The 13,720-nt window shown below is 39.4% G+C and carries 15 protein-coding genes; 5 read left to right on the forward strand and 10 right to left on the reverse strand.

Going from position 1 to position 13,720, the window contains the following annotated elements; genetic code table 11:
- Positions 1-117 precede the first annotated feature (117 nt).
- From HWV58_RS19480 to HWV58_RS19495, 4 genes are all read right to left on the reverse strand, one after another.
- A complete protein-coding gene (locus HWV58_RS19480; protein ID WP_175635697.1) occupies positions 118-564 on the reverse strand; it encodes a hypothetical protein in 447 nt (148 codons plus the stop codon).
- Positions 565-592: 28 nt separating this feature from the next.
- Complete coding sequence (locus HWV58_RS19485) at positions 593-1,108, reverse strand: 2'-5' RNA ligase family protein (RefSeq protein WP_175635698.1); 516 nt, start codon at positions 1,106-1,108, stop codon at positions 593-595.
- Positions 1,109-1,271: 163 nt separating this feature from the next.
- Positions 1,272-3,128 (reverse strand): molecular chaperone DnaK, encoded by a 1,857-nt coding sequence (gene dnaK, locus HWV58_RS19490; protein ID WP_175635699.1) that lies wholly within the window; start codon positions 3,126-3,128, stop codon positions 1,272-1,274.
- Positions 3,129-3,303: 175 nt separating this feature from the next.
- Positions 3,304-4,530 (reverse strand): glycosyltransferase family 4 protein, encoded by a 1,227-nt coding sequence (locus HWV58_RS19495; RefSeq protein WP_175635700.1) that lies wholly within the window; start codon positions 4,528-4,530, stop codon positions 3,304-3,306.
- A 249-nt stretch (positions 4,531-4,779) separates the two neighbouring features.
- Here HWV58_RS19495 and miaE point away from each other — a divergent pair, with 249 nt between their 5' ends.
- Positions 4,780-5,361 (forward strand): tRNA-(ms[2]io[6]A)-hydroxylase, encoded by a 582-nt coding sequence (gene miaE / locus HWV58_RS19500; RefSeq protein WP_175635701.1) that lies wholly within the window; start codon positions 4,780-4,782, stop codon positions 5,359-5,361.
- 26 nt (positions 5,362-5,387) lie between these two features.
- Here the strand turns inward: miaE and HWV58_RS19505 are convergent, their stop codons facing one another.
- Genes HWV58_RS19505 through HWV58_RS19520 form a run of 4 tightly spaced genes read right to left on the reverse strand, consistent with a single transcriptional unit; the run spans position 5,388 to position 8,371 of the window.
- Complete coding sequence (locus HWV58_RS19505; protein WP_175635702.1) at positions 5,388-6,485, reverse strand: DUF3810 domain-containing protein; 1,098 nt, start codon at positions 6,483-6,485, stop codon at positions 5,388-5,390.
- A gap of 25 nt (positions 6,486-6,510) precedes the next feature.
- Positions 6,511-6,750, reverse strand: coding sequence for a Txe/YoeB family addiction module toxin (locus HWV58_RS19510; RefSeq protein WP_175635703.1), 240 nt, complete (start codon positions 6,748-6,750; stop codon positions 6,511-6,513).
- Positions 6,751-6,806: 56 nt separating this feature from the next.
- A complete protein-coding gene (locus tag HWV58_RS19515) occupies positions 6,807-7,004 on the reverse strand; it encodes a DUF2683 family protein (RefSeq protein ID WP_175635704.1) in 198 nt (65 codons plus the stop codon).
- A gap of 32 nt (positions 7,005-7,036) precedes the next feature.
- Entirely contained in the window at positions 7,037-8,371 is a 1,335-nt protein-coding gene (locus HWV58_RS19520) for a dihydroorotase (protein ID WP_175635705.1), read from the reverse strand.
- A gap of 209 nt (positions 8,372-8,580) precedes the next feature.
- Here HWV58_RS19520 and HWV58_RS19525 point away from each other — a divergent pair, with 209 nt between their 5' ends.
- The 4 genes from HWV58_RS19525 to HWV58_RS19540 all read left to right on the forward strand — a co-directional run bounded on the left by HWV58_RS19525 (position 8,581) and on the right by HWV58_RS19540 (position 11,085).
- Positions 8,581-9,927 carry a DEAD/DEAH box helicase gene (locus HWV58_RS19525; protein WP_175635706.1) on the forward strand — a complete coding sequence of 449 codons (1,347 nt, stop codon included), beginning with the start codon at positions 8,581-8,583 and terminating at the stop codon, positions 9,925-9,927.
- A gap of 2 nt (positions 9,928-9,929) precedes the next feature.
- Positions 9,930-10,202 (forward strand): hypothetical protein, encoded by a 273-nt coding sequence (locus HWV58_RS19530; RefSeq protein WP_175635707.1) that lies wholly within the window; start codon positions 9,930-9,932, stop codon positions 10,200-10,202.
- 96 nt (positions 10,203-10,298) lie between these two features.
- Positions 10,299-10,634 (forward strand): gliding motility protein GldC, encoded by a 336-nt coding sequence (gldC, locus tag HWV58_RS19535; protein ID WP_124562248.1) that lies wholly within the window; start codon positions 10,299-10,301, stop codon positions 10,632-10,634.
- Between the two features lie 49 nt (positions 10,635-10,683).
- Entirely contained in the window at positions 10,684-11,085 is a 402-nt protein-coding gene (locus HWV58_RS19540) for a hypothetical protein (protein WP_175635708.1), read from the forward strand.
- 72 nt (positions 11,086-11,157) lie between these two features.
- Here HWV58_RS19540 and HWV58_RS19545 read toward each other — a convergent pair whose 3' ends face one another.
- Both HWV58_RS19545 and HWV58_RS19550 read right to left on the reverse strand, forming a co-directional pair.
- Entirely contained in the window at positions 11,158-12,765 is a 1,608-nt protein-coding gene (locus HWV58_RS19545) for a hypothetical protein (protein WP_175635709.1), read from the reverse strand.
- Positions 12,766-12,767: 2 nt separating this feature from the next.
- Positions 12,768-13,697, reverse strand: coding sequence for an energy transducer TonB (locus tag HWV58_RS19550; RefSeq protein WP_175635710.1), 930 nt, complete (start codon positions 13,695-13,697; stop codon positions 12,768-12,770).
- Between the last annotated feature and the right edge of the window lie 23 nt (positions 13,698-13,720).

Consider the following 13,720-nt stretch of genomic DNA (forward strand, 5'->3'; position numbering starts at 1 on the left):
CAATTAACTGGTTAACTGTTTAGCTGAACTCCATGCCCCATGCACACAACGCTATGCTTTTAAGCAGTTTAATTATCCCGGTTGGTTAAGAAAGGATATGTTTTTAAAAATTAGCTTTTACAAGCCCGAATCAAGCTTGCCTAACGAATTTAAGATTGAGGTTAATTCTTCAAACTGATAATCGAAATTGGTAACATCGATATCGAATTTCTTTCCGTTTTTTAACGAGACAGTAATAAAATAATGAGGATGCCTTTGGAGAAAGATCGTATTGTTATCAATTGATTTAATGGTATTAATTTCTTCCCATTTAAAAGTGCCACGGTCTAGAAATGTAACTTCCGCTTCGTTTGCTACTATGGCATAAATCTCTTCATTTTTCTGTAATACTCTTAAAATGAAAACCATATAAAGGGTGTAAAGACAGAACATGATAGCGAAAGTGATTAAATAGCTAAGGTTAAAGGCTCCTGCTATTGCTAAAAATGCTATCGGAAAAAGACAAAATGGAATGATAATAAAGCCAATGTTACTATTGTCTTTTACTTTAATAGATGTGACCATTTTTTGAGCGATTGAGCGGTTAATTTAGCTATTCTTTTTTAGAAACTACAACATCAAATTCCCTGGTAATTTTCCATTTACCTCTATTGATTTGTGTGATCAAGCTGATCTTGTAAAAACTTAGTACCGTTGGGAGCGGATAAGATTTTATCTGTTCAAAAATTTCACTGGTACAGGTAGAATTTCTGGGATGCATTAGCGTGATGTGTGGTAGAAGAGGCCGTGGTGAGTCGTTTATCCCTTTCAAAATTAATTTCCTTAACTGCTGAAAGGAATCGTTACCTGCTTTCGCAGGCATATACACACCCTTCCCATTTTCAAATTGTTCAACGGCTCCAAACGTCATTTGAACCGGACTGTTTAATTTAATGTCTTTGATGTTGGCAAGTACTTGATCCAGTTGTTCAATTTCGTCTTCCCGACACAGGGTAACATGTGCAGGGATTAAGCTATGCTGAATAGGATTAAACTGTGACCTAACCTGCTCAATAACTTCGGTTTGTTGAGTAATAAATAGAGTAAGCTGTTGCCGGATTTGCTGCATAAACTAAGTTAGGCTTTATTTTTAAAGCCTGTTAAAGGAATTGAGCAAACATACTTTTCCCATTGCACGAATAAAACTCTGCAATAAGCTGATGCAATTCTGTGAGACCCTGAAACAGGTTCAGGGTAACGACCAGATTCAACCGAAAACTGCCAACTGAAAACTATTCTATCTTCTTGCCTTTCATCGCAGTTGAAATAGCTGCATCCATTACACGCTCTGCAAATGGTCGGGTAAACTCGTTCAGTTCATCGGCTTTCTTCAAAATAGTATCTTTTTCTTGAGTGGATAGCGCGGTTTTCAGTGCCTCGATGTGTGCCACGGTTTCTGCAATTTCAGTTTCAGATAAATGTTCTGCATGTTTTTTGATAAAACCTTCAGCTGTGTAAACCAATTGTTCACCTTCGCTTCGGGCTTCAATCAGCATGCGCTGTTGTACATCGCTCTGTGCATGTTCAATACTATCCAAAAGCATTTTCTCTACGGTATCGTCACTTAAACCATAGCTTGGGGTAATTTCGATTTCCTGTTTTACACCCGATCGAAGCTCGATAGCCTGTACGGTTAAAATGCCATCAGCATTAAGCAAGAAGTTGATATCTACTTTGGGCAAACCTGCCGGCATGGCTGGAATTCCTTTTAAATCGAACTCAGCAAGTTTACGGTTTTCTTTTACCAGATCGCGCTCGCCCTGGTAAACCGATATTTTCATGTTTACCTGACCATCAATAGAAGTGGTGTATTGTCGGCCGGCTTTGGTTGGTACCTTGCTGTTGCGGGCGATAATAACATCCATTAAACCGCCCATGGTTTCGATACCCAATGAGAGTGGTGTTACATCAAGCAATAAAATATCGGAGCGGTTTCCGGCCAGTACATCTGCCTGGATAGCGGCACCTAAAGCTACTACTTCATCCGGGTTAATATTATCCTGCGGGGTTTTACCAAAGAAATTTTGAACCTGCTGTTTTACAAATGGTGTGCGGGTAGAACCACCAACTAAAATCACCTCATCAATATCAGAAGCTGTTAAATCGGCATCTTTTAAGGCATTTTTGCATGCAGTAATGGTTTCTTCAACCTTAGCTGCGATTAATTGTTCGAATGTTTGCTTATCGAGGGTGCACCAGATTTCGCCTACTTTTTCGTTGTATAAATTCTGGCTCGATAGTGCTTTTTTTGCCGCCTCAGCCTGTAGCCTTAGCGTTTGCATTAAAATATTATCTTCCGCCAGGGTAGCTACATCAAGTTTGTTTTGTGCAATCCAGTAATCTAAGATTGCCCGGTCAAAATCATCGCCACCTAAATAAGTATTCCCGTTTGTAGCCAATACTTCAAAAATTCCGTTCTGGATTTGCAGGATGGAAACATCAAAAGTACCGCCACCCAAATCGTATACAGCAATGGTTTTCTGTTGCGTAGGGTCTAAACCAATTCCATAAGCCAAACTGGCTGCGGTAGGTTCGTTTACAATGCGCATTACATCTAAGCCAGCCAGTTTTCCGGCATCGCGGGTGGCCTGGCGCTGACTATCGTTAAAGTAAGCCGGAACAGTAATCACGGCGCGGTTAACGGGTGTTTTTAGTGCGTGCTCGGCCCTGGCTTTAAGCTCTTTCAGTATTTCGGCCGATAGCTCAATAGGGGTATAGAAACGATCGCCTGCATGGATTTTTACCAAGGCATCGGTATCATCGTCAATAATTTTGTAAGAAAAAGTAGCGGCATGATCAGCTACATCTTTATACGAACGGCCTAATAATCGTTTAACCGAAAATATGGTGTTCGATGGATCGGTGGTTAAAAATTCTTTGGCCTCATTACCTACTATGGCCTCGTTTTGGCTGTTGAAATAAACTACCGATGGCACCAATACGCCCTTGCCCGAATCGTTAATTACCTGTGGGTCTTTATCAGGGTTAATAAAAGCAACCAGGCTGTTGGTGGTACCTAAATCTATTCCGACGATAATTTCTTCCTTTTGAAACGAACCTGTAGCAAGGTTAATCGATATTTTTGCCATAGCCGCAAATTTACAATATTGTTGCTAGGTTTCAGAACCAGAATGTTTTTTAAAAGTCAATTCGTAGGAAGTCTTAAGTCTGGAGTCAATAGTCCAGAGTCCGAAGTCAGGTGTGCTATTACCTTTAAGTTTTATACAGATATATCTTCGGACCTCTGACTTTCTGGACCCCTGACTATTTATTCTTCTCCTCAATCCAAAGGCTCATGTATTTTGTGCTCTGAAGGGTATGGTGGTTTAAAATCTGCCCCATAAAATTAGCCTGTCGGTGTTTAGCTAAGCTTAACAGCAATTCGGTTACCTTTTGCATAAATTCATCGTCAAAAGCAGTTGAGGCGTAACGCTCGTTGATGATCTGAATGCCATGCTTTTGCGCTTCCTGCCATTCGGCTTCGTTTTGATAAAGGAGTGCAGCCTGTTCTGCGAAAGTACTTAAATCATCTTCTACAATACCGTTCCAGGGTAGCTTGCCTTTCATGGCTTCGGCGCCAACCGTTGTAGTTACCGATGGCGTACCGGTTTGCATGGCATCAATAAATTTACCCTTCACACCAGCGCCAAACTGGATCGGTGCAAGTAAAATTCTGTGTTGGGCTATGGTTTCCTGTGCATTTAAAGCTCGACCTTTAATGAAAAATTTTTCAGCTTTATTTTCGAGCTGTAATACCTTTTGAGAAGGATAAGCACCATAAATATTCAACCTCGCTTCGGGAAGTTTTTTGCGGAGCAAGGGCCATACTTTGGTTTTCAGGGTTTGAACGGTATGCCAGTTGGGTTCGTGCAGAAAGTTTCCTATGAAAATAAAATCGGTCCTGTTTGCAAAAGGAACCCAGTTTTGAGTGGTATTTGAGGTAATTTTTTGTTCAAGAAAAGGTAAATAATAAAGTAAGCTGGTTTCAATTTTAAATTGCTCTTCCAGTAGTTTCATCTCCATTTCTGAGATAATTAAGGAAAGATCGCAGCGGAGAATGGCCGCAATTTCGCGTTTGGCTGTATCGGAAAACAGGTTTAGTATTTCTTGCTTTTTGGTGCTCTGCTGCCTTGCCTGGCGTAAAAAATGTAAATCTTCGGTATCTAAAATCCGCAGTGCATCAGGGCATTCCTGCTGTACGCGCCAGCCGTATTGTTCTTCAATCATAAAGCGATCGAACAGCACAATGTCGGGTTTCAGCGCTTTTAAAAAGCTATTGAAACTTTCGTCGTTTAACTTAATTTCCTGCTCAATTACACTTGTATTGCTAAAATCGTGACTGAAATCGCTTTTCGATGCTGCCGAAGCAAAGGTAATCCGGTAGCCTTTGGCCAGAAATAAATCAACTAACTGGATCATCCGGGTACCTGCGGCCGATGAAGCAGGCTCAGGCCAAACCATTCCGATAATCAATAATTTCTTTGTAGGCATGGTTTAAAATTTGTGCAAAATAAAGGTTTTTTGTGTATGCTGAGCTAATTTCCCGCAGATTTAAAGTGATAAGATTCGCAGATCTATGTAGGATTAAAAAGATTAGCACCGATTTATGAAAATCTGTGTTTTTTTCTGCGACATCTGCGGGAAACACTTGACCTTTGTAAAGGATATTACTGAATCTGCTTTTTTCTTCGGTATCTGCGGGAAATAGTTTTAATTTTGCTTTTCGAAGAGAGAAACCACATGCTAGGATTAAAATTGTTGACAGACCCGCGTTGGGCAAATATTGCTGAATCGAATTTAGAAGAAATTTTATCCGACCATGCCTGGTGCGAACAAAAAGCAGCCAGTAACGCCATTACCTTAATTACGCAAAACTCTGAGCACCAGGATCTGGTAGATGAATTAACCGCTATTGCTATCGAAGAAATGCAACATTTTCAGATGGTGATTAACATAATTAAGGAGCGTGGATATACTTTGAGTCGCGAGCGTAAGGATGATTACGTTGGGAAATTAGTAAAATTCAGTAAAAAAGATGGTAGCCGTAACCAGGCTTTTATCGACAGGCTTTTGTTTGCGGCTATGATTGAAGCCCGGAGCTGCGAACGTTTCCGCGTACTTTCTTTGAACATCAAGGATAAAGAACTGGCTAAATTCTACCACGAATTAATGGTTTCTGAAGCTGGTCATTATACTACTTTCTTAAATTTTGCCCGTAAATACAGCATCGATGTAGATGTTGAAAAACGCTGGAAAGAATGGCTGGATTTTGAAGGTGAACTGATTCAGAGTTTTGGTACGAAGGAAGCGATACACGGTTAGATCAGTTTTCAGTTGACAGTTTTGAGTTAGTTATCCTTAACTGGCAACTGCATATTGTTAACTGCTAACTGTGATTTATGAATATTCCATAACCAGATAACGATATCCTGGTAGCTATCTATTCCTTTTTTCTGGTTATTGAGTTTTAAGAAACGATCGAAAGCGGCATCCATGTAGCCGAACATTTGTCCGTTATACTTACGCCAAAACTCTTTTTCTGCTTTAAAATCGGCTATAACCTGTGGTAAGAGTTTGTCGTACAGTATTTTATAATCATCGGGTGCTTTCATCCTGATCTCAAAAAGGATATACCTGAGCATTTCGTAATTAGCCGAGTACTGGTAATTTAAATCAGGACTATTGCTTGCCGTCAGGTAACCTAAGAGGTTGGCTTCATCTTCGTAAGCGATGCCCAGCTGATGGGCGATTTCGTGACAGGAAACATAGGGCTTAACAAAATCAGGCAAATTGGTATTCATGTTAGCCTCGCCCGATAATGGCGCGTAATAGCCCTCGATGCCTACTTTGCTAATAACCCAAGGATTTAGCACTGCTTTTAAACAAGGATTTGAATACCTGAACAATGGATTTTTCTTTTCCATTAAATTGTAGGCCTCGGCTGATGTTTTTTCAAGATCGACGATCTTATAAGCGGGAACTTTGGTCTGCTTCAGTTTTAAAGCGTTCGTTTTATCTACAAAATAATTTCCCAGTTGTACCAGTTCTTTCACTGTGTATTTTTCATAACCAATGCCCAATTCTTCGCTAACACTTGGTCTGCTATAGTTTAAGCCCCAAACTATTTTGAAGATAATGTACAGCAGCAAAAAGAAATTGAATACCTGCAAAGGAATAATAATGCGATCTTGCTTTTTTAGCGCTTTACGTTTTTTATAGAAGCAGATGATTTTATACAATACAAAACCAATTAAAATGGCGTAAATGATATCGCCAATGACAAAAGGAAAAATGCCAGATACAAACCTTAATGCAGATGAAATATAAGGGTAAAAACCGGTTGAATAATATTTTTGAACAGAAGGGGGAAAGAAGCCAAATAAGTAGATGCTAATGGCTACACTTAATATAGTAAGCGATTTTAATGTTAATGAACTAACTTTCATTAAATTATTTATAATGGCCTCTTAACTAGTGGATGTGCAAAGAATCATCAGCTATTTCATAAATGATTCTGTGCTCTTCATTTATTCTTCTAGACCAAAGGCGTGATAAATCATATTTTAGAGGCTCTGGCTTGCCAATTCCTGTATATGGATGTTCGAGAATATCAAGTATCAGTTGTTCAATTTTCTTTTGAACTATTTTATTTCCTGACTTTTTCCAAAATTTGAGATCCGCTAATGCCTCATCATAGTATATGATTTCCATACCCTGGAGCGTGTTAGATGTTTAATTGCCTAGCTATTGAAATAGATAATAAAAGTTTATTTCCACAAATCTTCTACTGCAATTTTAACACCTTTTTCTGCTTTCATTTGCGCTTGACTTCTTTTAATTTTAGCAACAAATTCTGGTTTATAGCGGCTTTTTTCTGTAGTGAAATCAATTTTTAAAGCTTTTATAAATGCCTTTATTGCTGACAGTTGTTCTTTGTTTTTAGGATGTATGATTAATGTTTCCATGTTATTTATTGTAATAAACAAATATAACAAATCTATCTGGTAAATGTTAAGCGCTTGCCTATCTGGTCGGTAGTGAATTTTCCTTTAGTGTAAGCCAGGTTTCCTGATACAAAAGTATGGGTAACGCTTGCTTTAAAAGTATCTCCATCAAAAGGGCTCCAACCACATTTATAAAAATTGTTCAGCTTGGTTACTTTCCACGGATCGTTTAAATCAACCAACACTAAATCTGCCCAATAACCTTCGCGTATAAAACCACGTTTTTCGATATCGAAGCAAATGGCGAGGCTATGCGCTGTTTTTTCAACAATTTTCTCCAGCGAGATTTTGCCCTGCAAATGCATTTCCAGTAAAGCAGGTAAAGCATGTTGTACCAGCGGTCCACCCGAAGGCGCCTGTGCGTAGGCTTGTTGTTTTTCGGCCAGCGTATGTGGTGCGTGGTCGGTAGCAATTACATCGATATTATCATTTAAAACGCCGGCTAAAATACCATTTTGATCCGCTTCTGTTTTAACCGCAGGGTTCCATTTAATAAAATTGCCTTTTTCGGCGTAATCCTGATCATTAAACCAAAGGTGGTGTACGCAGGCCTCAGCTGTAATTTTTTTGTCCTTTAACGGAATGGTATTGTCAAACAGCGCAATTTCTTTAGCTGTCGAAATGTGGAGAATGTGCAGGCGTGTTTCATAACGTTTGGCCAGTTCTACCGCTAACGAAGATGATTTGTAGCAAGCCTCAGTACTGCGAATCAGCGGATGCATTTCAATGGTTAAATCATCGCCATACTTGGCTTTAAACTCGGCCAGATTATGGCGAATAGTCGCTTCATCTTCGCAATGCGTAGCTACTAGGATAGGAGCTTTGCTAAAAATGTGCTCTAAGGTTTTTTCGTTATCAACCAGCATGTTTCCGGTTGAAGAACCCATGAAAACCTTGATTCCGCAAACATTTTTTGGGTCGGTTTTTAAAACCTCTTCAATATTATCGTTACTGGCCCCCATGTAAAACGAGTAGTTTGCTAATGAAGTTTGTGCCGCAATATTGTATTTATCGGTAAGTAATTCCTGTGTTAAAGTATTGGGTACAGTGTTGGGCATTTCCATAAAAGAAGTAATCCCACCGGCAACTGCAGCCATACTTTCGGTAAAAATATCGGCTTTGTGTGTAAGGCCCGGCTCGCGGAAATGCACCTGGTCATCAATCATACCTGGTAAAAGATATTGCCCCTCGGCATTAATTTCCTGTGCACCGTGTGCACTAAGGTTTTGGCCTATTTTGGCAATAAATCCATCTTTAATTAAAACATCGGCAACAATTTTTTGTCCTTCGTTTACAATTGTAGCAGCTTTTATCAGGTAAGTATTCATGGTTTCAAAGGTAGTAATTTGGTGTTTATTTTGCGAGTATCAAGATGCAAGTATCAAGATTTTGAGCTTAAGAATAATTACTGTTGGGAGTTTTGGAGCTATAGATTGATTTGCATTGCCAGTTTTTAAGGCTTTAGATTGTTGATTGGGATCAAACCTTCCACCTTATACCTTCAAACCCTCAACCTTAATCACTATCTTTGTGCGCTATGGCAAAATCGTTCGAAGACTTTAAGTTAAACAGACAAATTTTAAATGCTGTGGCCGATGCCGGTTACACCGTTGCAACACCAATACAGGAAAAAGCAATTGCACCTATATTATCTGGTCAGGATATTTTTGGTATTGCCGAAACCGGTACGGGAAAAACCGCCGCCTTTGTATTGCCCATTTTAATGCAGTTGAAGTATGCGCAGGGCGAAAATATCCGTGCGCTGATATTATCGCCAACCCGCGAACTGGCCATGCAGATTGAAGAACAGGTGAAACTGTTTTCTACTTATACCGACCTGCGCTCGCTGGTAATTTTTGGTGGTATTGGACCAAAAACGCAGAAAGAGCAGCTGGCAAAAGGTGTCGATATCCTGATTGCCACACCGGGTCGTTTCCTCGATTTATATTTAACAGGCGATATTAATACGCAAAGCTTAAAGTTTTTGGTACTGGATGAGGCCGATAAAATGATGGATATGGGCTTTATTGGCTCTATACACCGTATTTTAGAAATTGTACCGCGTAAGCGCCAAAACCTGCTGTTTTCGGCAACGATGAGCGATCTGGTTCAGAAAATTGCCGGCGATTTCCTTAAAAATCCAACCATTATCGAAACGGCACAGCAGGCAACCCCTGCAGCTAACGTAACACAAACACTTTATTACGTTCCGAATTTTAAAACGAAACTCAATTTATTGCAGCATTTACTTAAGAACGATGAGGCGTTTAGCCGCCTGATTATCTTCTGTAAAACCAAAACTGTTGCCGATAATATTTTTGGTTTCATTGAACGTAAATACGGTGCCGAGAACGTTCGTGTAATTCACGCCAATAAGGGGCAGAATACCCGGATTAACTCCATAAATAGCTTTAAGGAGGGAAATGTCAGGGTTTTAGTGGCAACAGATGTGGCCAGCAGGGGGATAGATGTGAGCGATGTGAGCCATGTAATTAATTTCGATGTTCCTATTATTATCGAAGATTATGTGCACCGCATTGGACGTACCGGCCGTGCATTTGCCAAAGGCGATGCCATCACTTTTGCTACAGACGGCGAAAAATACTATATCCGTAAAATCGAAAAACTGATCCGTCAGTCTATTCCGGTTGAAGCCATTCCGCAAGGCGTTTTTATAGAAGAAACTCCTTACGAGGAACGCCAGCACATAGCCAAAGAGATCGATTTGCAAAAACGTAAGGAAGATCCTGATTTTAAAGGCGCTTTCCACGAGAAGAAAAATGCGAAGGCCATTGATCAAAAAGCAAGAGATAAAGCAAAGGCAAAAGCTGGTAAAGCGGTTAAAAGTTTTAAAAAGGGTAAACGTTTTGATAAGAATAAATAACCATGAAACTTCGTGTTACTCCATTAAATATCATCGGTGCAATTGGTTTGAGCTTATTGGTGGTTAGTCTTTTTTCTGAGAAAAATACTGCCCCGAGACAAATTAACCTTAGCGGTTTCTATATGCTCATTTTGGGTTGTTTGGTTGCCGTTACCTTTGTTACTGACCTTATTTTCCGTTTTACTTTAAAAGATATTAAGCGGATCTGGTTAATCGAATCTATTTTTATTGTGATTACAGCAATCTTGATGCTAATATTACAAAAAGTAGTATAATACAAAGGCGAAGTTTTTGGTAAAATCATCATCTTTGCGCCGAATAAAATACGGATAAATCTGAGTAATCGATTTATCCGCGAAATCAATATTAAAATGAGAAAAGCAGAAATTAAAATTACCGTTGAGTTAGACGATAACAATATGCCAGAGAATATTCTTTGGGAAAGTACTGATGCACAAACGAAAGATCAGGTGCCTGTTAAATCGATGATTCTGGCCCTTTGGGACCATAATTATAAAAACTCAATGCGTATCGACCTCTGGACGAAAGACATGCCTGTTGATGAAATGAAACGTTTTTTCTACGAAACTTTACAAACCATGGGCGATAGCTTTTTAAAAGCAACCGGCGAAACCCTGATTGTAGAAGATTTGCGCGACTATTGCGCTCACTTTGCAGATAAAATGGGCATTATTGAAGGACAATAGTTTAGTTGGCAGTTAGCAGTTTCTAAAATATTAATACAAATACGATCAGATGTTAGTTGTAAAAAAAATCAATGCCTACATCGGCTTAATTCTGGGTGCCATTGCCATAACCATTGCACCAATGCTAAAGGTGCCTGTTAAGGGCAACTGGAATTTATATCAGGCAGACCCGCGTTTGCTTTATATTTCTTTGGCTATTTTAGCTTTAACGGCTTTATTCCTGTTTGTAAGGGCTTTAGGCATGTTCAGGGTAATGACTATCATAGCATTAATTTGGAGTGCCGTAATGGCGGTAGCCGTTTGGTTTAAAGTTAACAACTACTTTGGCTCTAAATTTTTTGATAAAATGTTGTCTAAAACCATTCATTTCCAGTGGGGCTGGATTGTGTTACTCGTTGCAGTACTTTTGCTAGCCACCAGCGTTAAAAAAGAGCGCCTGGAGGTAAAATAATATCAAAGCAAAACGCCGATAGCTATTAAGTTACCGGCGTTTATTTTTGAAAGGCAAGGTTATGCCGGATAATTAATTGTTCCCTTTTTTTCTATTAATTTGTTCCAAACCTTGTATAAGTATATCGCCTACCTTTTGAATGTCGGCCGAAGTTTTGGCATCTTTCTCGGCTTTTAAGCGTGCCTTTTCTTCAGCTTCCGCTTTTTCTCGTTGTTGTTGTGCAAGCAAGGCATCTTGTTTTTTGCGTTTGTTTTCAATGTCCTGTGCTTTAGAGTATATTGAAATATAATACATCCGCGATTTCTCGAATTGTTTATCGCTATAATTTACAATAACTTTCGATTTAGGGTCTTGCGCATCCTTTAACAAATCGGTTTTCATCTTTTCGTAGTAAGCCTTATCGCCCGTGCTGAAATAAATAATGCGCGACCAGTTATCACTCAATTGGTATTCGTAACTCACATAACACAAAGAATCGGCCGGCGATTTGAAATAAAAATCGTGCGGGTAAGCTCCTGCCTGATAAGTCATGTCTCTACCTGGCCAGTTAACCTTAATCGATGTGAGATAATTTTCGGCCAGGAAGGTCTTTAATGTTGCCTTTTCCATGTTTAGGTAGTAACTTACAAGCGAAGATGCATCTATGGGGTCGGTATTTTGATAACGGGTAGCAATGTCGGTAACATATGGCGAAACAGCAAACCTGATATATTTCTCTTTGTCGTTATTGGTGCATTTCAGGTTGTTTTTGCTGTAAATTAGATCACCTTCTTCATCTCCTTCACCACCATCTGTCCAATTATTTAGGCGGAACCATTTTTTAATTTTGTTGTGTATCAGCGGATCGGTAAAACTAAAGTCAATGGCATTCAGCTTTTGGTATTTGTTGCTCGAAACGGTTACAGAGGTGCCCTCGGCAAACATATAAGTTGTAGTATAGCCATTAACATTCGAAATTCCTTTACCTTGATAATTTGTTAAAATATTAGATGATTTATAAAGAAATTTGTTGCCCTGGCCTCTTAAAAACTGAACTACGCTTTGTCCGGCTTCTTCGGGGTTGTTATGAACCGTTAACGTATCGGTACTGAAAATTTTAGCCATTACCGGTAAAATAAATGGATCGGTTTTGGTTAAAGTAATGGCATAGGTTAATTGATTTTTATCTTCTCCGCTACTTCCCATTTCGGTTATCTCGGCAATTAAATTGTTGTTTAAGAAATGGTTTGGGCTAAGTGCCTCCCATTTACGGTAACCGAGTACTTTTTCAAGAGCGAGAAATCCTTCCTTCGGTACATCGTTAAGATACCAGTCGATACTCTGTATCTGGTCGCTTGCATTGGCGCGTATGTCTACCTGTATTTTATGACTGCAAATGAGTGATGTACGCACCTGTAACAGTCTGCCACTTTTTTCTCCGTTTTTCGGGTTATCGTATATCGATTCCTCCTCTATACTTTCCATCTGTACGCCCAAAGCTTTCAGTTCGTTGCTAATCATTCGGCTCGCTTGTTCTGTATTGGAACGAAGGAGTTCAATGGCTATACTTTTGGTTTCTGCCGGGGCTGTAGTGGCCTTTTTGGTTTTAACAGGGCTTACTGTTTTTTTTACCTGGGCGCTGGTCTCAGTTGCTATGCAGAATAGCATCAATATAAGGCCGTTTTGAATGAAACTTTTCATGGCTAATTGCTTAAGTTAAATGTAATGGGAAGTGTAAGTGAGTACCTTACGTTGGTGTTGTTTAATTTGGCAGGCATCCACTTTCTGCTGGTAAGCATTGTAACCCGCAGTGCTTCATCTCTTAATGCCATTGGGCCATCTATAATGGATGCACTGATGCTGCCATCGGTTTCTATTATGATTTTGATATTTACCTTTCCCTGTATGTTACTTTCAAATGCTTTTTCGGGATATTTTAGGTTTTCACCCAGAAAAGCACCTAAATCTCCATTAAATTTTGCCGGAACAACCTCAGAGCGGGTATCGTAGATTGCATTTTGGCTAAATGGGGTATGCTGATTTTGTTGGTTCTTTGCTCCGCTGGTTCCGGCATTGTTGTTTGCATTAAAAGGTTGGTTAGCTTGCTTATTTTTTTCTCCGTTATAAGCCTGGTAATTGGGTATGCCGTTATCGCATGCTGCATAATAATACCCTCTTCCGTAATTGGCAGGATCTGTTGAACAATCATCTAGTAAAGTGCCATTATATACTTTGAACGCAAAGCAGGCCGACTCAAAGATCCAGGAAAGTTCGGTTTCGCTTCCAAAGTTGCCATTTTTCCATATTGCATTTGGCTCAAACGTGTGACGCGAATTTGTTCTCGATGGTTTACCTTTAGTTTTGTCGTAAAACACCCAGCTAATGGCTACTCTTTTGCTATACCGGTTTTGTATTTGCCAGTTCCAGTACCATTGTTGCGCACTTTTGTTGAAATATGCCTTTTGAGCCCGGATATAAATGCCTTTATAACATGGATTCTGAACCCATTCGCCCCAGTTAAATTGAGGATTTGAACTCGAATATTGCTGAGCAAAGCTATTTAATGTTATACAAAAACATAATGCCATGGCAAATATAGCCCGGAGCAAAATATTTCTTTTGATTGTATACATGGTTAAGTTTTTTAGGGAAAGTG

Origin of the sequence: Pedobacter ghigonis, from assembly GCF_903166585.1 — a bacterium.
In the GTDB taxonomy this organism is placed as follows: domain Bacteria; phylum Bacteroidota; class Bacteroidia; order Sphingobacteriales; family Sphingobacteriaceae; genus Pedobacter; species Pedobacter ghigonis.